We start from the raw sequence: 18,747 nt of genomic DNA, 5'->3' as shown, positions 1-18,747 counted from the left end.
CTGTTTCGACGCCGTCAGGCAACCCCGATCTGGTCTCCCTTGGGTCCCTTGCCGTCCGCGGCCGCCTGCGCCGCGCGCTTGATCTGGGACTGGCGGTCCTGGGTGGCCTCGTTGGTCAGGGCGGCCCCGGCCTCCGCGTCGCGGGTCAGGTTCTCGCCGGTTCCCGGGTCGAAGATGTGCAGGCGGCGGGTGTCCAGCCACAGCTCGGCGGGTTCGCCGCCCCGGATGCGGCTGGCGGCGTCCAGCGTGACCACGACCTGGGGCCGCAGTTCCTCGGCGTCCATGTCCGCGGCGAGACCCTGGAGCAGGTCCCGCACCTCCGGCGTCGGCTGGAAGTCGATGTAGCCGTACTGTTCGTTGCCGAGCCACTCGGTGTGGGTGAGCTCCGCCCGGAACTTGGAGCCGTTCTTCAGCTTGTGGTCCTCCACCAGCGAGGCGTCCTCGAAGAACTCGGGACGGATGCCGAGCAGGACCACGCTCTTGTCGCGGGCCACGGCCGCCTTCTCCTCCGGCACCGGAATGTTGCCGATCGGGGTTTCAAGGTAGTCGCCCTTCAGCGTGGCGGGAAGGAAGTTCATCGACGGGCTGCCGATGAACCCGGCGACGAACAGGTTGATGGGCTGCTCGTAGAGTTCCCGCGGCGAAGCGATCTGCTGCAGGATGCCCTTCTTGAGTACGGCGACCCGGTCCCCGAGGGTCATGGCTTCCGTCTGGTCGTGGGTCACGTAGACGCTCGTGGTGCCGAGGCGCCGCTGCATCTGCGAGATCTCGGCGCGCATCTGGCCGCGGAGCTTGGCGTCCAGGTTGGACAGCGGCTCGTCGAACAGGAACGCGTCGGCCTGCCGGACGATCGCCCGTCCCATGGCGACGCGCTGGCGCTGCCCGCCGGAGAGGTTGCCGGGCTTGCGCTCCAGGTGGTCGGTGAGCTCGAGCGTCTTCGCCGCCGTCGTCACGCGCCGGTCGACCTCCTCCTCGCTCAGCTTGCCCTTGTTCAGGCGCAGCGGGAACGCGATGTTCTCGTAGACGGTCAGGTGCGGATACAGGGCGTAGTTCTGGAAGACCATCGCGAGGTTCCGGTCCCGCGGCGCCTTCTCGTTGACGCGCTTGCCGTCGATCAGCAGGTCGCCGGAGGTGATGTCCTCCAGCCCCACGATCATGCGCAGCAGGGTGGACTTTCCGCAGCCGGAGGGCCCGACGAGGATGACGAACTCGCCGTCTGCGATGTCGATGGACACGTCGTTGACCGCGGGGAATCCGTCGTCGTACTTCTTGACGAGGTTGTTCAGTGTGATGGAAGCCATGGTTTTGTCCTTTGTGGTTCGCGGGCCCGGGCGTTAGCCCTTGACGGCGCCCTGGGTCAGGCCGGAGACGATCTGCCGCTGGAACAGCAGCACCAGCAGGACCACCGGAATGGTGACGATGATCGCGGCGGCGGAGATGGCCCCGGTGGGTGATTCGAACTGGGACGCGCCCGTGAAGAACGCGAGCGCGGCCGGCACCGGCCTCGCCGCCTCCGTGGACGTCAGCGAGATGCCGTAGACGAAGTCGTTCCAGGCGATGAAGAACGCGATGATCGCCGTGGTGAACACGCCCGGCGCCGCCAGCGGGACGATCGCCTTGCGGAACGCCTGCCACGTGGTGGCGCCGTCCACCTGGGCCGCCTGTTCCAGCTCCCACGGGATCTGGCGGAAGAACGCGGCCAGGGTCCAGATGGAAATCGGAAGCGTCAGCGACAGGTACGGGATAATCAGGCCCAGCCAGGTGTCGTACAGGCCGATGGTGCGCCAGACGTTGAACAGCGGCGTCACGATGGAGATCACCGGGAAGATGGACACGGCCAGGGCCGTGGTCAGGATGAGCTTCTTGCCCGGGAAGTCCAGCCGCGCGATCGCGTAGGCGCACAGGGTGGCCAGCACGACGGCGACGAACGTCGCGATCAGCGCGATGCCGATCGAGTTGCGCAGCGATGACAGGAACAGTTCCTGCGCGTCGCCGACGAGGATCTGTTCGTAGTTGATCCCCGACCACTTCGTGGGCAGGAACTCCCCGTTCGACAGATCGCTCGGTTCCTTGAAGGAGGTCGCGAGGATGGAGGCGACCGGGAACAGCGCGTAGATCATCACGACGACGGTGATGGCGGCCCAGATGAGCCGGGTCTTGGTTGACGAGGCTTTCATTATTTCTCCCCCCGGGAACCGGCCAGGTCCACCTTGAACAGCTTGATGGCGACAAAGCAGATGATCAGCACGCACAGGAACAGCAACACCGAGACGGCCGAGCCAAGCCCGATCTCCAACCGCCCGATCGATGTCCGGTAGGCGAGCAGGGAGAGCACCTCCGTCCCGAACGCGCCTCCGGTCATGATGAAGACGTTGTCGAATATTCGGAAGGCGTCCAGCGCCCTGAACAGGACGGCGACCATGATCGCCGCCTTCATGTTGGGCAGGATCACCCGCACCATCCGCTCCCACCAGGTGGCGCCGTCGACTTCCGCCGCCTCCGTGAGCTCGTCCGGGACCTGCGCGAGGCCGGCGAGGAGCAGCAGGGAGATGAACGGCGTCGTCTTCCAGATCTCCGAGGCCATGATGACGAACAGCGAGGACCACGTCCCGGCGAACCAGTTGGTGTCCTCGCTGATGCCCGGCACCCAGTCGAACCAGCTGTTGACGAAGCCGGAGTTGATGTCGAACGCGTAGAACCAGGCGAACGCGGAGACCACGGTGATGATGCCGTAGGGCACCAGGATCGCGGTGCGGACGATCCCGCGCAGCGACTTCAGGGCCTTGCTCATCACCAGCGCCAGCGCGAAGCCGAGGATCAGCTCCACCACCACCGTGATCACGGTGATGAGCATGGTGACGCCGAGGTCCTTCCAGAACAGCGCGTCGGTCAGGATGGTGCCGTAGTTCTTCAGCCCGATGAATTCGCGGTCCCCGGGGGCGGTGAGCCGGAAGTTGAAGAGGGAGTCCCAGAGGGCCTGCAGGATGGGGTACAGCGTGACCAGCAGCATGACGGCGAACGCGGGGCCGGCCAGCATCCAGCCCAGCCTGCGCTCGGCCCGCCGCCGTTCGCTGTACACGACGGGCGTGCGCGCGGAATGCCGCGCCTTGTCGCCGCCCTCGGTCCGGGCTTCGGTGGTGGTACTCACAGCAACCTCTCCCCTCGGAGGACGTCGACGATGAATTCGGTGGTGGATTCCGGCGTCCGGTCCGGGTTCACGCCCGACGGCGGGGCCCAGTTCTGCTGGATGCCCGTGGAGACCTCGTTGTAGTACGGCGTCTGGGGCCGCGGCGCGGACTGCTCCAGCGACTGGCGGATGGTGTCCGCCATGGGGAACTTCTCGACGATCGACGGGTCGTCGTAGGCCGTGGAGTCCGACGGCGGGTTGCCGTTGGTGACGAAGTACTCGACCTGGTTCTCCGGGGAGACGATGCATTCGATTGCCTGGTAGGCGAGGTCCGGATGCTCACTCTTGGAACCGACGCCCAGGTTGATGCCTCCCAGCGGCGGCGCGGAATCCTGTCCCTCCATGGTTTGCGGGTAGAGCGCCCAGCCGATGTCCTCCACCAGCGAATCGTCCAGGTTCCCCTCTTCGACGGCCCCGTTGGTCGCCGGCCAGACGAACGGCCAGTTGACCATGAAGGAACCCTTGTCGCCCTGCCACAGCAGCATGGACTCGTTTTCCGCCTGCGTGGGCAGTCCCGGGCTTCCCAGCCCGTCGGAGCCGATGGTTCCGACGATCTCCGCGGCCTTGCGGCCGGCCTCCGATTCGAGACCGAGCTGGAGTTCGTCGGCCGAAGCCTCCGGGTTTTCCAGGATCTGGCCGCCGCCGGATTCGACGAGCGCGTTGACCCATACGGTCATCGACTCGGCGAGGGCGCCCTGGACGCCCAAGTACTTGTCCTGGTCGCGCGCCGCGTCGATGATCTGGTCCCAGGTGACCGGCTTGGACATGTCCAGGCCGGCGGCCTCCGCCACGGACTTGCGGTACCAGAGGATCTGCGTGTTCGCCCAGAACGGCACCGTGACCACGGTGTCCTTCCACGTGGCTCCGGCGAGCGCTCCCTCCAGGGTGTTCGCCGTGGTGGCGGCGACCGTCTCCTCCGGCACCGGCGCCAGGAAACCCGGTTCGGCAAGCTCGGGAATGAACGGCGGATCGAGGCTCATGATGTCCATCGACGCGTCACCGGCGGCGAGACGGCGCGCTAGTTGCTCGCGCTGCGAGGACGCGTCCGAGGGCAGCAGCGACGTTTCGATCGTGTAGTCCCCGTTCGCCTGCGAGGTGCAGCGTTCGGCGATGGCGGCCTGGCCGCCGTCGTCCGGGTTGATGTACCACGTCAGCACCGGAGCGCCCCCGTCCGCGGGGGCGCATCCCGCCAGAAGCAGGCCGGCCATGGCCATGGCCGCGGCCGCGGTCTTCCGCCCCCGGCCGCTCGCCTCGGGTGGTCTGGATTGAATCGGCATTGGCACAGGCCTCCACATCTTCGCGAAAAGGCCGGCGGCATCCTGGTTTCGCCTTCAGCCCTACTGGTGACCCTAGAACGACAGCCGCCGTTTGACCACAGTTTCGCCGAATACGGGCGCGGCGACGTTGACTAGGGCCGGAGCACCACCTTGACGCAGCCATCCTGCTTCTTCTGGAACGTCGCGTAGAGCTCCGGACCCCGGTCCAGCCCGGCGGTGTGCGTCACCAGGTCGTCGAGACCCAACGGGTCCGCGGGGTCCTCCGCCAAGGGCAGCAGGGTGTCGGTCCAACGCCGCACGTTGCACTGCCCCTGCCGGATTTCGATCTGCTTGTCGAACAGGTCCAGCAGCGGCATCGGTGTCGCCTGTCCGCTGTAGACCCCGGTCACCGAGAGCGTCCCGCCGCGGCGCACGGCCTTGATGGCGGTGTGCAGGACCGCGGTCCGGTCCACCGACGCCGTTTCCATGGCGAGCTGGGCGACCTTGTCCGGAAGCAGTCCGGTGGCCTGTTGCAGGATGGTGGCCGTCGGCGAGCCGTGGGCCTCCATGCCGACGGCGTCGAGCACGCCGTCGGGCCCGCGCCGGGTCGCCTCCTGCAGCTCCCCGGCGACGTCCTTGGTGAAGTCCAACGTCTCGATGCCGTGGCGCGCGGCCATGTCCCGGCGCTCCCGCACCGGGTCGACGGCGATGACGCGGTAGCCGCGGTGCTTGCCGATGCGGGCGGCGAGCTGGCCGACCGGGCCGAGGCCGAAGACGGCGAGTGTCCCGCCCTCGGGCACGTTGGCGTAGTCGACTCCCTGCCAGGCCGTCGGCAGGATGTCGGAGAGGAAGAGGTACCGGTGGTCGGGCAGTTCAGTGCCCACCACCACGGCCCCGTAGTCGGCGTGGGGCACCCGCAGGAGCTCCGCCTGGCCGCCGGGGACGCTGCCGTACAGCTCCGAGAAACCGAAGAGGGCCGCGCCCTTGCCCTTGGCGCGGACCTGGGTGGTCTCGCATTGGGACTGGAGCCCGCGTTCGCACATCCAGCAGTGCCCGCAAGAGATGTTGAAGGGGATCACCACGCGGTCGCCCACCTTCAGGCGGGTGACGCCGGCGCCGACCTCCTCGACGATTCCCATGGGCTCGTGGCCCAGGACGTCGCCCGCGTTCATGTAGGGACCCATCAGCTCGTAGAGGTGGAGATCGGAGCCGCAGATCGCCGTCGAGGTGATGCGCACGATCGCGTCTCCCGGTTCGGTGATCGCCGGATCCGGTACGTCCTCGTAGCCGATGCTGCGCTTGCCTTGCCAAACGAGTGCCTTCATGGGGTCCTCCCGGTTCGGTTGCGTGGGCGGGCTCAATGCCGTGGGTGGGCCATCGCTCCGTCCCCGGCCGGCCATGGACGGGCCGGCCCGTGGGCAGTCAAACATCCGGGGGAGCGGGTGTGAAGACTTGCGTGCGCGGCCCGGTGTGTGGACGCGGCGGCACGCCGAAGTTTACACTGTAAAAACGGTGTCCCGCGCGAACCCGCGGGACCTGCGCACACCCGGAATCCCGTACCGAGGACGGGCGTGCACAAGTGTTTACTTTGACATGGACGCATGCAATGGTGGGCCAGCCCCCCGGGGCACCCGGTCCTCCGTTTCTAACGGCGCCGACCTGGTTTTCGGGGGCGCGCACCCGGCGCCGACGCGGGAGCCGTTCGTCACCGCCGGCGCGTCCGCCACCGACTCGACGAAGGAGACCCCATGCAGCTACCCGCCACCCGAGGTCCCATGACGCGAGCGCTCTTCGATGCGTTGGGGCGCAACGACTTAGCGGATCCCCTTCCGCACCTGGACGCGGCCCTTGACCGGTCCCTCCGTGCGCACGGGGACATCCTGTACGACGACGACGCGCAACTGGCGCTGCTGTGCCTCTACGAGCTGCACTATTCGGGCATCGACGACGTCAACGACCGCTGGGAGTGGCACCCCCCGCTGCTTGCCGCCCGGGCCCGGCTCGAGGAGGCCTTCGAGGGCCGGCTGCGGGACGGCGTGTCCGCCCAGGAACGTCTGCCACGCGGAGCCCAGGATGTGGCCGACCGCCTGTTCGCAATGGCTGCCGCCGGCGGGGGACCCTCCGTCTCCGACTACGTTGCCCGCCACGCGGACGTCCCCCAGCTCCGCGAGTTCCTGGTCCACAAGTCCGCCTACCAGCTCAAGGAGGCGGATCCACACACGTGGGCCATCCCCCGGCTCTCCGGCCGCGCGAAATCGGCGATGGTGGAGATCCAGGCCGACGAATACGGCGGCGGCCGGCCGGGCCAGATGCACTCCCAGTTGTTTGCCCGCACCATGCAGGGACTCGGGTTGCGCAGCGACTTCGGCGCCTACCTCGATTTCATCCCTGCCATTACGCTGGCCTCGGTCAACGCCATGTCGCTCTTCGGGTTGCAGCGGAGGCTGCGCGGGGCGATCGCCGGGCATCTGGCGATCTACGAGATGACCTCCTCCATCCCCAACGCGAAGTACGCGCGCGGTTTCCGCCGACTCGGCTTCGGTTCTCCCGTCACCGACTATTTCGACGAGCACGTCGAGGCCGACGCCGTCCACGAACAGATCGCCGGACGCGACCTCGCGGGGGGCCTCATCGAGGAGGACCCGCGCCTCGCCAGCGACGTCTTCTTCGGGGCGGCGACGGTGTGCCTGCTCGACGAACTCGTCGGGACGTGGCAGATGGAGGCGTGGGCCGTGGGCGGCACCTCGCTCCGGCTTCCCCTGCCCGCCTTGGAGGCCGCCTGATGACGGCCCGCCAGGAACCTGCTTCGATTATGGTCTGCCCGCGGGGTCCGCTGCTGGTGCGCGGCCCGGTGGAGCTGCTCGATGGCGACGGGAATCCGATCGAGAACCACCGAGAAACGGTCGCGCTCTGCCGCTGCGGCGCATCCGCCATCAAGCCCCTGTGCGACGGTTCGCACAAGCTCTCCAAGTTCGGGAAAGCACCCAAGGAACGGTCGTGAACCCGTCCCTCTGGCTCGCCGGGCGCGAACCCATCGCGGGAGATCCCACGTTCGGGCTGGACAACGAATTCTTCGACGCCGTCGTCGTCGGTGCCGGCATGACCGGGCTGACGACCGCCGTCGCGCTTTCCCGCGCCGGCCACCGCACGCTCGTCGTGGAACCGCGCTACCTCGGCGCGGGCACCACCGGCAATGCCACCGGCCAGGTCACGGTCCTGCACGGGAACCGGCTGGGCCGCATCGTCCGGCGCCATGGCCGCGCCACGGCGGCGTCCTTCCTGAAGGCGAACCTGGAGGCCATCGACTGGCTGGCTCGCTTTTGCGAGGAGAGCGGCGTCGAACTGCAGCGGCGTCGCGCGGTTTCCTTCTCCCAGACGGGCCAGGGCCTCGATGGCCTTGAGGACGACTTCCGCGCGCTAGGGGACGCGGGTCTCGCCCCCCAGCGGCTCGGCCCGGGCGACGTCGACCTGCCGTTCTGTTTCGCCGGCGGGATCGCGTTGCCGGACCAATACCAATTCGACCCCATGGACTTCCTGGCCGCGGCCGTGGACGAAGTGCGCAGGCTCGAAGGGATGGTCGTCACCGGCACGCGGTTGCTCGGCGTTGCCTCGGGACCGGTCGCATCCCTGGTTCTGGAGCCCACGCAGGAGCCACGCTCCCCCGGCATGCCCAAGACGCGCACGGTGCTCGCGCGCCGCGTCGTCGTCGCCGCCAAAACCGCAGCGCCCGGCGGGACGGCGTGGCCCGCCCTGGCCACCGCCGGACGCACCGGACGGGCCCATGCGGCGGCCTTTCATGCCACGGACCCCGCGGCGGCGTCCTACCCCAAGGACATGCTCGTGTCCGTCGACGGCCCGTCGCGGTCGTTGCGGACGGCGATGCCGGGAGACGGGATCGAACGGCTGATCGTCGGCGGCGGCAACGTGCGGCGGGGCCGCGACCGGGACGCGGGAAGGATTTGTGCGGAGATCGAGGACTGGACCAACCGGGCGTTCCCGGGGATGGTCCGCACGCACGCGTGGTCCGCCGAGGAGTACAACCCGGTGCGCGGTTTCCCCGTCGCCGGCCCCGTCCCCAATCCCTCGCGGCGCACCGAAACGGTCCTGGTTGCGACCGGCTACGCCAAGTGGGGCATGACGAACTCCGTGGCCGCGGCGTTGAAGGTCGTCCGGGCGACGGAGGACGGTGCCAAGGACAACGGCGACGGGCCGCTGGGCGCGGCTGCACCGGCCTGCACGGGAGATGTTTCCGACACGTCGGTTCACGACGCGGCGAGGCTCCCGTGCGCGGAGCGCGGGAGCCTCGGTATCGCCTGACCCCGGTTGCCGGGCGGCGCCCCTAGACGGACCGGGTCGGACCGCCGTCGAATGTCGAGCCGTCGACGTGGCCGCGCCAGCCTCCGGTTTCGCCGCCACGGGATTCGATGAACTTCTTGAAGTTCTTGAGGTCCGACTTCACCTGCATGGAGTCGATGTGCAGGGCCTGTCCCACCTTTTCGACCACGGTCTCGTCGTCCCACGTGATCCGCACGGAGACCCGGGTCCGCTCGCGCGCCTCGCCCGCCGGGTTCGCGCCCGTTTCGGGAGTGCCTGCCGTGGCGGGGACGGGCTGGAGGCCGGTGCTCAGATCCGGGGCAAGTTCCGCGGCGGGCGCAACCGGCGCGGTTCCTGCGTCGGGCTCGCGGTAGGGATCGTTTCCGCCGCCGAGGGCCTCGAAACGCACGACGCCGGCATGGCCCTTCCCCTCGACGCTCTCCCAGGCGACCACGCGGTCCGGTTCCTGCTCGACGATGCGGGTGTCGAATTCCCGTTCCACGCCGCCGATCTTGGTCACCCAGTGGTTCGTGGTCTCGTCCAGTTGCGTGACGCTCTCCACCCCACCCATGAATTCCGGAAAGGACTCGAACTGCGTCCACTGGTTGTATGCGGTGTTCACCGGTACGTCGACGCTGATTTCCTCTTCAACAAAGGCCACGTGATCCTCCTCGTTTTCCGTTCCCCCAGGGGAACATTTGCGGGATGTCGCTCTGTGCCAAACCGACGCTGGCCCACGCCAGAAGGCGGCGAGCAGTGCCGGTTCGCCCACCGTAGACAGGCCCACCCCACCTGCGTCAAGACCTGCGTTCTTGGTATTGCAGAGCCCGTATCGGCGTGCTTAGCTCTCCAGCGTCGGACGTTGTACCACTGATGTTTTCCGAGCGTCCCGACCCCGCCCGGGGTTGGAGCCGCCGGAAAGAAAGAGGAGAACCCATGAATTTCGGCCCCAGGATCCAGGGCGTCGACACGGGCGGGTAACCGCTTCGTGGGATGCACGTCAGGGCTTGCTCGTACACCCCCGAGATAAAACCGACCCATTGGAGACAGCACCATGAGCACACAGGATTTTTCGCGGGACCCGTCCCGCCCCACAACGACGACAGGCGGCACCGATCCGCTGGAGTCGGCAGCCGTTGTCCCCGACGATCCCTTCACCGAGCCGCCGGCCGGACCCCTGACCAACCACGGCGTCCAGGGCGCACCGTCCGCGGCCGGTACGGGCACGTCCGGTGGCACTGGCTCGTCCGGCGGCCAGGACACGAAGAGCGCAGCCAAGGACGAGGCCCGCCAGGTGGGCCACGAAGGCGCGGAGACCGCAAAGCAGGTCGGCCACACGGCGAAGGAGGAGGCCGGCAAGGTGGCCCAGGAAGCCAAGGAGCAGGCGCGCAACCTCGTCGGCGAGCTCGGCTCGGACCTCAAGTCCCAGGCCGGCGCGCAGCAGCAGCGCGCCGCGCAGGGGCTCCGGGCCATCAGCGACGAGCTTCGGAGCATGGCCGACGGTTCGCAGGCTGGCGGCACCGCGAGTTCGCTGGTGGGCCAGGCCGCGGGGAAGGCCGGCGACGCCGCCGAGTGGCTCGACGGCCGCGACCCCGGATCGCTGCTCGATGACGTCAGGGGCTTCGCGCGGCGCCGTCCCGGCGTGTTCCTTGCGGTGGCGGCCGGAGCCGGCCTGCTGGCCGGGCGCTTGGCACGCGGCATGACCGGACCGGACTCGAACGACGGCGGCGCCTCCGGCGGTACGTCGGGTTCGCCGGCGTCGTACTCGGGTGTGAACACGCCGCCGGAACCGGTCCGCCCACCCGCGGATACGTACCCGCCGGCGGAAACCTACGGCGCCAAGGACACCGGCTTCGAGTCCCCGACCGTGACCGGCGCGCAGTCCGGGACCGACGTCGGGGAGGCGGATCGTTTCCCGGTGGACCTGCCGGCGGACCCGGATCGGGGGTACCCGCGGCCATGAGCGACTACCAACAGGGCACGCCGACCACCGGTGTCCCCCCCGTTCCACCCACCGAGCGCGCGGAAAACTCCTCTCTGGGTGAGCTGTTCGGGGAGCTGACGCGCGACCTGTCCACGCTGATGCGCCAGGAAGTCGATCTGGCCAAGGCCGAGATGAAGGAGTCGGCGACCACCGCCGGAAAGGGCGCCGGGATGCTCGCCGGGGCGGGGGTCGCGGCGATCTTCGTCCTGTCGTTCCTCTCCCTCGCCCTGATGTGGGCGTTGGGTTCGCTGATGCACCTCGGCTGGTCCGCGCTGATCGTCGCGGCCCTGTGGGGCATCGCCGCCGCGGTGCTCGCCGCCGTGGGCAAGAAGCAGCTGAAGGCAGTCAAGGGCCTCCCCCAAACGACGGCCACCGTCAAGGAAATCCCCCCAACGATGAAACCAGGTGAGACCACGCCATGAGCCAGACACCAGATGAGATCCGCGCGGACATCGAACGCACCCGCCGGGAAGTCAGCTACGACGTCGACGCGCTGTCCGACAAGGTCAGCCCGTCCTCGATCGCCCACCGCCAGACGGACAAGGTGCGCGGGGCCGTGAGCAAGGTCCGCGACTCCGTGATGGGCAGCGCGGACAGCGCCAAGGGCACGACGTCGGACAAGTTGCACAGCGCCAACGATTCGGTGCACGGCTCGATGCACGACGCCGGACGCGCGGTGCAGGACGCCCCGCAGCAGGTCATCCAGCAGACCAAGGGCAACCCCTTGGCCGCCGGGCTGATCGCCTTCGGCGCGGGAATGCTGGCGGCATCGCTGGTTCCCGCCAGCCAGAAGGAGCGGGAGGCCGCCGCGGCCTTGAAGCAGAAGGCGGAGCCGCTGAAGGAGGAGGTGTCCAACGTCGCCAAGGAGGTGGCCGAGGACCTTAAGGAGCCGGCGCGACAGGCCGCCGAATCGGTGAAGTCGACCGCCACGGACTCAGCCGACAAGGTCAAGGGAGAGGCCCGGACCGGCGCGCACGACGTCGCCGATCGGGCCAAGGAGGCAAAGTCGAACGTGGGTTCCGCCGGTGGCGGATCCACCGGCGACTCGACGGGCGGCGGTACCACTGCCGGTGAAGGTTCCGAGAGCTGGGACGGCGCCGCGGGCGGGGACGGCCGCCACCTCTAGGCCGCCGCTTCCGCTCTCGAGGGCGGTGTTCCGGTCAGTGGACCGGGGCACCGCCCTTCGGGCTTTAAAACACCGGAGTGCTTTCACTCCAGCCCGTCGGTGGACGGCTTGAACCAGGCGTAGCCCCAGGGTCCGATCTCGAGGTCGACGACGCTGTCCTTCCCCACCACCAGTCCCCCGTCGGGAAGCCCACTGCCCAGAAGGCGGGCCAGCAGGTCCCCCTCCAGGCCCCCGGGGAGCTTGAACGACGTCGACACCTTATCCGGCGAAAGGTTGTGCACGGCGAGCAGATACGAATCGGGCGTGCGGGACACGTGTGCGAGGACCGCGGCCCTGGGCTGCTGCAGTACTTCGGCGGTGCCCCACCCCAGTTCGGGGCACCGCCGGTAGAGGTGGATCATGTTCCGGAAGAAGTGGAAGAGCGAGTCGGGGTCGTTCCGCGCGTCTTCGACGTTGACGCGGTCGGGACCGAATTTCCCCTCCACCATCGGCGCGGTGTAGTCCCCGGGCGGCGCCGTGGAGAATCCGCCGCCCTCGGCGGGCGTCCACTGCATCGGGGTGCGCACCGCCATCCGGCCCTCGATCTCGGCGTTTTCGGCCATCCCGATCTCCTCGCCGTAGTAGAGCGCGGGCGTTCCGGGGAGGGAGAACATCAGCGAGTACACCATCCGCAGCCGGTCCCCGTCGCCGTCCAGCATAGGCGGCAGCCTTCGGCGGAGCCCCCGGTCGAAGACCTGGTGCCGGGGCTCGGGGCCGAACGCCGCGAAAACCTCGTGCCGTTCGGACTCCGTGAGCTGGTCGAGGGTGAGCTCGTCGTGGTTGCGCACGAAGACCGCCCACTGGGACTCCCGCGGAATCTCAGGGCGCGCCTTCAGCGCCGCGGAGAGGGGTCCGGCGTCGTTCCTCGCCAGTGAAAGGTACAGGTTCTGCATCGCCACGAAATCGAAGATCAGGTCGAGCTCGGGGGCGCCGGGGCTGCCGAAGAGCGCGAGCTGCTCCTTGTACGGGAGGTTGACCTCGCCCAGGAGCACGGCGTCGCCGTTGCGCCGTCCCATGAACGCGCGCAGGTCGCGCAGGACCTCGTGCGGCTCGGACATCCCCTCGTCCTCGAGCTCGTCGCGCAGCCCAACGGTGAGCAGCTGGGGCACGGCGTCCACGCGGAACCCGTCGAACCCGAGACGCAGCCAGAAGCCGACGACCTTGGCGATCTCGTCGCGGACGGCGGTGTTCCCGAGGTTGAGGTCGGGCTGGTGCCGGTAGAAGCGGTGAAGGTACCACTTTCCGGCCTTGCGGTCCTTGGTCCAGATCCCCTTCTGCTGACCGGGAAACACCACCATCTCCGACGTGTCCCCGGGCTTGTCGGTGCGCCACACGTAGTAGTCGTGCTCGTCGCTGTCCGGGTTGGAGCGCGCCTCGACGAACCACGGGTGCTGGTTGGAGGTGTGGTTGACCACCAGATCCGCGATGACGCGGATGCCGCGGTTCTTCGCCGTGCGCAGCACCTCCGTCAGGTCCCCGAGGCTGCCCAGCCGGGGGTCGACGCCGTAGAAGTCCGTGATGTCGTAGCCGTCGTCGCGGTTGGGCGTGGGATAGAACGGCATCAGCCACAGGCAGGTGACCCCCAGCTCGGCGAGATAGTCGATCCGCCGGCCCAGCCCCTGGAGGTCCCCGATCCCGTTGCCGTCCGTGTCGAGGAACCTTTCGACGTCGGCGCAGTAGATGACGGCGGTCTTCCACCACAGGTCGGACGTGTCGGTGAGCTTCACGGGGTGTCCTTCAGTCGGGGCAGGACGTGCTCGCCGAAGGCCCGGATGAACGGCGCCTGTTCGGTTCCCACGTGGTGCAGGTAGATCTCGTCGAAACCCACGGCCGCGAGTTCGGCCAGCTTCTCCGCGTGCTCGCCGAGGTCGGCCGAAACCAGCACGCCGGAGCGGACGTCGTCCGGCGTCGTCCGCGTGGCCAGCGAGTCGAAGTGCGCTGTGGTCGGCAGGTCCCACGTCACCGGCGGCGACACCACGTTGGCGCGCCACTGGTCCATGGCGATGCCCTCGGCCTCCCGCTCGGTGGGCGCCCAGCACAGGTGCACCTGCAGGCACGCCGGGCCGGTCCCGCCCGCCCCGCGGTAGGACTCGAGGATGTCCCGGAGCTTCCCCACCGGCTGGTTGATGGTGATCAGCCCGTCCGCCCACGCCGCCCCGCGGGCCGCCGTCGCGGTGCTGACCGCGGGAACCAACATCGGCGGCGGGGTCGCCGGGACGTCCCAGAGCCGCGCGGATTCAACCGTCACCAGGCCGCGGTGCGTGACCTCCCCGCCGGCGAAGAGCCGGCGCATCACGTCGACGCACTCCTCGAGGCGGTCCTGGCGCACGTCCTTGGGCGGCCAGGGGTCGCCGGTGACGGATTCGTTGAGGTTCTCCCCCGTTCCGGTGGCCATCCAGAAGCGCCCGGGGAACATGACCGCCAGGGTGGCGGCGGCCTGGGCCGTGATGGCCGGGTGGTAGCGCTGGCCCGGGGCGGTGACCGTCCCGAAACGCAGCCCGGTCGAGGCCAGTGCCGCGCCGAGCCAGGCCCACGCGTTTCCGGAGTGCCCCTGGGCCTCGCTCCACGGGTGGAGGTGGTCTGAGCACATGGCCGCCCCGAACCCCGCCGCTTCCGCCAGCCGCACGTCCTCCAGCAGTTGCGCGGGCCCGATCTGCTCGTGCGAGGCGTGGAATCCGACGGTGGGCACGGTGTCCTCCTGCGTGGGAAGCGTCGGCGGAGAGAGCTACTGCCTCCGCCAGCGCCCACCGTAGCAACGCCGGGGCCCGCTGTGAACGCCTACTCGACGGTGAACTGGATCCGGTGCCAGCCGCTGGCTCCGTTGGGCACCGGATCCGCGCGGTCCTCGGTCTGGACCTCTCCGTTGCGGTCGACGGCGCGGACGGTGACCGTGTGCAGGCCTGGCGTCGCGTCCTCCCACTGGTAGGACCACTGGCGCCACGTGTCCACGGTCGCCTCCGCGGCCAGCGTGGCCTCGTTCCACTCGCCGTCGTCGAGGCGCACCTGGACGGCGTCGATGCCGCGCTGCTGCGCCCAGGCGGTCCCGCCGATCGCCACGGTTCCCGCCGGCACGCGGGCGAAGGAGCGGGGCACGTCCACGCGGGTGGCCAGCTTGATGGGTCCGCGCTCGTCCCACCCGCGGGTGGTCCAGTAGGCCATCTTGTCCTCGAAGCGCGTGACCTCCAGATCCACCACCCACTTGGTGGCCGAGACGTAGCCGTACAGTCCCGGGACCACCATCCGCACCGGGAAGCCGTGCTCCAGCGGCAGCGGCTCGTCGTTCATTCCGACGGCGAGGATGGCGTCGCGGTCGTCCGTCAGGACCTCGAGCGGCGTCGAGGCGCTGAAGCCGTCGATGCTGGTGGACAGGACCATGTCCGCGCCGTCGGTGGGGCGGGCGCGCTCCAGGACCTTGCGCAGCGGGTAGCCGAGCCACTTGGCGTTGCCGACGAGGTCCCCGCCGACCGGGTTGGACACGCAGGTCAGGGTCACGTACGTTTCGTCGAGCTCCATGGCCAGCAGCTCGTCGAACGTCAGGGTGAATTCCTCCTCGACCATGCCGTGGACGCGCAGTTCCCAGTCCGCCGGTTCGATCCGGGGGACGGCGAGGGCGGTGTCGATCCGGTAGAAGTCGGCGTTCGGCGTCACGAACTCGGGCATGCCGGGGATCTCGACGGCGACGCCGTCGGGCAAGGGTTCGACGTCGGTGCGCGGCGCCGGGAGCCGCAGCGCCTCGCGGGTCGCCCCGGCGGCGTTGCGGGCGCCGGACAGGGCCCGGCCGCTGGCGGCCATGGCGGCCGCACCCACCGCGACGACGCCGGTGGCGGCCAGGAACCCGCGGCGCGGGCTGCCGGACGGCGCGCGGGAAGAGGCTCCGGCGTCGTGCTGGGCGGGGTCTGCTTGGGTGGGTGTGGTCCGTGTGGGGGTGGTCCGGGCGGGCTTGTAGGCGGTGGCGCGCGCCAGGAGGAACCGGAGGGCGGCGAGTCCCGCGACGACGCCGGCGATCGTGGGCACCAGGTCCAGCGGTCCGGTGGCCGGGCGGGAAAGCACGGCGAGGGAGATCGCGACGCCGAGGCCGACGATGATCAGCGCGGCGGCCCGGAAGCTGCGGCGGGCCACGACGCCGGTCACGCCGGCGACCAGCGCGGCCACGACGCCGATCGAAATGAACAGCGCAAGCTTGTCGTTGGTGCCGAACGTCGCGATGGCGAAGTCCTTGAGCCACGGCGGGGTGATGTCGATGAACACGGCGCCCATGGCGACCACGGGCGAGGAGGCGGTCGCGAAGAACGCGGAAACGAGTTCGGCTGCGGCGAACAGGACGGCCGCGGAGGCGACCCCGGCGGCCGCGAACGGCCACGAACCGCGGGCGCCGCGGAGAATCCGCCTCGGTGTGGTGTCGGTGTTCATGGTGGAGCCTTCCGTTGTGCCGCTGCCGCCCGTAGCCCGGGCCTGTCGTCGACACCTTGGGTTCGGAACGGAGGCGCCCAACGGATTGCCGTTCCCTGCCTCCATGGTAGGCGCGCCCCGCAGCCGCGCGCCCGTCACAACGCAGCACGCAGACGGGGGAGGCAGCGCGACCGCGCTGGCTCCCCCGCTGTTCCCCCGGTTCCCCGCCCGCGGCGCATGACGCCGACGGGGAACGACTATGCGCGCGTGCGCTTGTGCGGAAGCACGAGCCCCAGGGCCAGCATGGCGGCGCCCAGGACGAAGTGCAGCCAGTTGTCCGCGGTGTTCAGCGGGACGAAGTTGGCCGGCGATTCCATCCCGATGACCATGCCGTAGATCCACAGCACCAGGTAGATGACGCCGCCGAAGACCAGGAACTGCTTCGAGGAGGCCGCGGAGCGCGAAAGCATCAGGCCGGCGACGCCGAAGAGCAGGTGGACGGCGTTGTGGAGCACGGAGACCTGGAAGATGCCCAGCAGCATGGCGCCGGAGTCGTGCCCTGCGAACGTGAGCTCGCCGATGTTCGTGGTGATTCCCGGGACGAAGCCGAGGATTCCGACGAGCAGGAACGCGGCGCCGACCGCGAGCGCGGCCAACTGGACCGGAGTGCGGTGTCGTTTCTGGGTATGGGTGGTAGCCATGTGAGTTTCTCCTTCGGTGCGATGCCGGACGGTGGTGCCGCCCAATAGGTACATAGTCACTTCGGAGCGAAGCCCCGAACGGATTGGATCCGATCGGGGCTTCTTGTGTTTGTTTTCGCGAAAGCGCAGGTCGCGGGCTACAGCTCCTGCAACATGATGGGTTCCGTGGTCGGCTCGGGCGATCCCGTGGAGGGTTCGACTGTGATCCCGAAGTGGGTCACCCCGGCCATTTCCCCGGTGACCATCCGCATTTCGCCGGCTGCGGTCGCCTCAATGCCCAGGAGGCCTGCCGGCGTCGCGCCGTTCGGCGAAATCAGCCACAGCTCGTAGGCCTTGTCCGCCGGCAACTCCGGGAGCCCGTGGGCGGACACGGCCATCATGCCCGCCGAGGGCGCGTAGGCCAGGTTGACGACGGCGCCGCCCTCCATCTGTTGGCTGGCGCTCTTCAGGTCGGAGGCCGCGAACAGGCGTGAGAGCTCCTCGTTGTCGCCGCTGACGGCGGCCAACTGCTCCTGCAGGCGGTCCTGTTCGGAGTTCTGTGTTGCGACGACGCCGGCCAGTCCGCCGGTGGCGACCAGCAGCACGCCCGCGGCGGCCGACAGCCAGCGCACGGTCCGCGGGTTCGCGGAACGGCGCTCGCGCTCGGCACCGAAGTCCACGACGTTGCCGCCGGTCGCGGGGTTCGCCGGGGCCGCGGGATTGACGCCGGAAGGGGGCCGGGTCGGCGCGTGCTGCTCGACGCCCTGCGCCCCGGCGCCGTGTGTGCCGGCGTCGTGGGTGCCGGTGTCGTCCGACTCGGCCTGCCGCTTGGCGCGAATCGCGGCCATCACGTTGTCCTTGACTCGCTGCGGCGGTGCCACCGGTTCCACGCCGAGGGCCAGCATCGCGGCGGTTTCCTCGAAGCTTTCGGCCTCCTCGCGGACCTCACGCGATTCTGCGGCGTGCGCCTCGAAGGCCTCGCGTTCTTCCTTGTCGAGCGCATTGAGTGCGTAGGCGCCAGTCAGGTTTTTCTGGTCGTTTTCCATCAGGCCGCTCCCAACGTGTCTCGAAGTTTGATCATTCCGTCGCGTATTCGCGTTTTCACCGTGCCCACCGGAACCTGCAGCAGTCCGGCGACCTCGCTGTGCGAGTATCCGCCGTAGTAGGCCAGCCGGATCGCCTCCCGCTGTGCCTCGCTGAGTGTTTCCAGCGCCTTGTTGACCCGTTCGCCGTCGGCCCGGAGCTCCACGGTGTCCTGGACGTCGTCGTAGGACTCCTGGAACTCCTTGATGCCCTGGCGCATGTCCCGCTCGCGGCTGGCCTGGCTGGCCCTGACGCGGTCGATCGCGCGGCGGTGGGCCAGCGTGCAGATCCAGGAGACGGCCTTGCCGCGGGCCGGGTCGAATCGCCCGGCCTGCTCCCACACCTCCACGAAGACCTCCTGCGTGACTTCCTCGCTCTGCGCCTCGTCCCGGAGGACCTTGCGGACCAGGCCGAAGACGATCGGCGAGACGTCGTCGTACAGTGCCTCGAAAGCCGATTCGTCGCCGTTGGCGACTCCTCGGAGCAGGTCTTCCTGCGTGGGCGGGGATTCCGCGTCCGCGACGCGGAGCCATGACATTCGCATGGAGTCTAGAGTCTCACGAACGACGGCGCTGCCGCACACCCTGCCGGGTGTCGCCGCGGCCCCGTGCCGCCCGCGGGCCCCATGCAGCGGGGCCGGCCCGAAGGACGTTCGTTCCTCCGTGCCGGCCCCGCTGACCATTGCTGTC

The 18,747-nt window shown here is 69.2% G+C and carries 18 protein-coding genes; 6 read left to right on the top strand and 12 right to left on the bottom strand.

What is annotated here, in order from left to right; translation table 11 throughout:
- Window positions 1-14: 14 nt before the first annotated feature.
- The 5 genes from ACHAAJ_RS07575 to ACHAAJ_RS07555 form a co-directional block, all read right to left on the bottom strand.
- Window positions 15-1,301 carry an ABC transporter ATP-binding protein gene (locus ACHAAJ_RS07575; protein ID WP_435727422.1) on the bottom strand — a complete coding sequence of 429 codons (1,287 nt, stop codon included), beginning with the start codon at window positions 1,299-1,301 and terminating at the stop codon, window positions 15-17.
- Window positions 1,302-1,334: 33 nt separating this feature from the next.
- Window positions 1,335-2,177, bottom strand: coding sequence for a carbohydrate ABC transporter permease (locus ACHAAJ_RS07570; protein WP_435727421.1), 843 nt, complete (start codon window positions 2,175-2,177; stop codon window positions 1,335-1,337).
- Window positions 2,177-3,148, bottom strand: a complete 972-nt coding sequence (locus tag ACHAAJ_RS07565) for a carbohydrate ABC transporter permease (RefSeq protein WP_435727419.1) — start codon at window positions 3,146-3,148, stop codon at window positions 2,177-2,179. Before ACHAAJ_RS07565 ends, ACHAAJ_RS07570 begins: the two co-directional genes overlap by 1 nt.
- Window positions 3,145-4,464, bottom strand: a complete 1,320-nt coding sequence (locus ACHAAJ_RS07560; protein WP_435727417.1) for an extracellular solute-binding protein — start codon at window positions 4,462-4,464, stop codon at window positions 3,145-3,147. Before ACHAAJ_RS07560 ends, ACHAAJ_RS07565 begins: the two co-directional genes overlap by 4 nt.
- A gap of 131 nt (window positions 4,465-4,595) precedes the next feature.
- Window positions 4,596-5,768, bottom strand: coding sequence for a zinc-dependent alcohol dehydrogenase (locus tag ACHAAJ_RS07555; protein WP_435727415.1), 1,173 nt, complete (start codon window positions 5,766-5,768; stop codon window positions 4,596-4,598).
- A 423-nt stretch (window positions 5,769-6,191) separates the two neighbouring features.
- On the opposite strand from ACHAAJ_RS07555, the gene ACHAAJ_RS07550 reads away from it, so the two are divergent.
- From ACHAAJ_RS07550 to ACHAAJ_RS07540, 3 genes are read left to right on the top strand one after another with little or no spacing between them, the layout of a single operon-like run.
- On the top strand, window positions 6,192-7,226 hold the full coding sequence (locus ACHAAJ_RS07550; RefSeq protein WP_435727413.1) for an iron-containing redox enzyme family protein: 1,035 nt from the start codon (window positions 6,192-6,194) through the stop codon (window positions 7,224-7,226).
- Complete coding sequence (locus tag ACHAAJ_RS07545) at window positions 7,226-7,444, top strand: CDGSH iron-sulfur domain-containing protein (RefSeq protein ID WP_435727411.1); 219 nt, start codon at window positions 7,226-7,228, stop codon at window positions 7,442-7,444. The genes ACHAAJ_RS07550 and ACHAAJ_RS07545 overlap by 1 nt, the downstream gene beginning before the upstream one ends.
- Window positions 7,441-8,760 (top strand): NAD(P)/FAD-dependent oxidoreductase, encoded by a 1,320-nt coding sequence (locus ACHAAJ_RS07540; RefSeq protein ID WP_435727410.1) that lies wholly within the window; start codon window positions 7,441-7,443, stop codon window positions 8,758-8,760. The genes ACHAAJ_RS07545 and ACHAAJ_RS07540 overlap by 4 nt, the downstream gene beginning before the upstream one ends.
- 22 nt (window positions 8,761-8,782) lie before the next feature.
- Here ACHAAJ_RS07540 and ACHAAJ_RS07535 read toward each other — a convergent pair whose 3' ends face one another.
- Window positions 8,783-9,418, bottom strand: a complete 636-nt coding sequence (locus ACHAAJ_RS07535; RefSeq protein WP_435727408.1) for an SRPBCC family protein — start codon at window positions 9,416-9,418, stop codon at window positions 8,783-8,785.
- Window positions 9,419-9,811: 393 nt separating this feature from the next.
- Here ACHAAJ_RS07535 and ACHAAJ_RS07530 point away from each other — a divergent pair, with 393 nt between their 5' ends.
- From ACHAAJ_RS07530 to ACHAAJ_RS07520, 3 genes are read left to right on the top strand one after another with little or no spacing between them, the layout of a single operon-like run.
- The gene (locus ACHAAJ_RS07530; RefSeq protein WP_435727406.1) at window positions 9,812-10,720 is read left to right on the top strand and encodes a hypothetical protein; all 909 of its coding nucleotides are present in this window, start codon (window positions 9,812-9,814) and stop codon (window positions 10,718-10,720) included.
- Complete coding sequence (locus ACHAAJ_RS07525; RefSeq protein WP_435727405.1) at window positions 10,717-11,163, top strand: phage holin family protein; 447 nt, start codon at window positions 10,717-10,719, stop codon at window positions 11,161-11,163. Before ACHAAJ_RS07530 ends, ACHAAJ_RS07525 begins: the two co-directional genes overlap by 4 nt.
- On the top strand, window positions 11,160-11,867 hold the full coding sequence (locus ACHAAJ_RS07520; RefSeq protein WP_435727403.1) for a DUF3618 domain-containing protein: 708 nt from the start codon (window positions 11,160-11,162) through the stop codon (window positions 11,865-11,867). Before ACHAAJ_RS07525 ends, ACHAAJ_RS07520 begins: the two co-directional genes overlap by 4 nt.
- Before the next feature lie 83 nt (window positions 11,868-11,950).
- Here the strand turns inward: ACHAAJ_RS07520 and ACHAAJ_RS07515 are convergent, their stop codons facing one another.
- The 6 genes from ACHAAJ_RS07515 to sigK all read right to left on the bottom strand — a co-directional run bounded on the left by ACHAAJ_RS07515 (window position 11,951) and on the right by sigK (window position 18,596).
- Window positions 11,951-13,633 carry an alpha-amylase family protein gene (locus ACHAAJ_RS07515; RefSeq protein ID WP_435727401.1) on the bottom strand — a complete coding sequence of 561 codons (1,683 nt, stop codon included), beginning with the start codon at window positions 13,631-13,633 and terminating at the stop codon, window positions 11,951-11,953.
- The gene (locus ACHAAJ_RS07510; protein ID WP_435727400.1) at window positions 13,630-14,595 is read right to left on the bottom strand and encodes a TIGR03885 family FMN-dependent LLM class oxidoreductase; all 966 of its coding nucleotides are present in this window, start codon (window positions 14,593-14,595) and stop codon (window positions 13,630-13,632) included. The genes ACHAAJ_RS07515 and ACHAAJ_RS07510 overlap by 4 nt, the downstream gene beginning before the upstream one ends.
- A gap of 89 nt (window positions 14,596-14,684) precedes the next feature.
- Window positions 14,685-16,316 (bottom strand): molybdopterin-dependent oxidoreductase, encoded by a 1,632-nt coding sequence (locus ACHAAJ_RS07505; protein ID WP_435727398.1) that lies wholly within the window; start codon window positions 16,314-16,316, stop codon window positions 14,685-14,687.
- A gap of 236 nt (window positions 16,317-16,552) precedes the next feature.
- Window positions 16,553-16,996 (bottom strand): DUF4383 domain-containing protein, encoded by a 444-nt coding sequence (locus ACHAAJ_RS07500; RefSeq protein ID WP_435727396.1) that lies wholly within the window; start codon window positions 16,994-16,996, stop codon window positions 16,553-16,555.
- 137 nt (window positions 16,997-17,133) lie between these two features.
- The gene (locus ACHAAJ_RS07495) at window positions 17,134-18,021 is read right to left on the bottom strand and encodes an anti-sigma factor (protein ID WP_435727394.1); all 888 of its coding nucleotides are present in this window, start codon (window positions 18,019-18,021) and stop codon (window positions 17,134-17,136) included.
- Complete coding sequence (gene sigK, locus ACHAAJ_RS07490) at window positions 18,021-18,596, bottom strand: ECF RNA polymerase sigma factor SigK (RefSeq protein WP_435727392.1); 576 nt, start codon at window positions 18,594-18,596, stop codon at window positions 18,021-18,023. Before sigK ends, ACHAAJ_RS07495 begins: the two co-directional genes overlap by 1 nt.
- Window positions 18,597-18,747: the final 151 nt, after the last annotated feature.

The sequence above is a fragment of the Arthrobacter arnarulunnguaqae genome, assembly GCF_051262515.1.
Taxonomy (GTDB): Bacteria; Actinomycetota; Actinomycetes; order Actinomycetales; family Micrococcaceae; genus Arthrobacter_N.
Note: the sequence above shows the minus strand (reverse complement) of the source record. Positions and strands in the feature narration are given on the sequence as shown.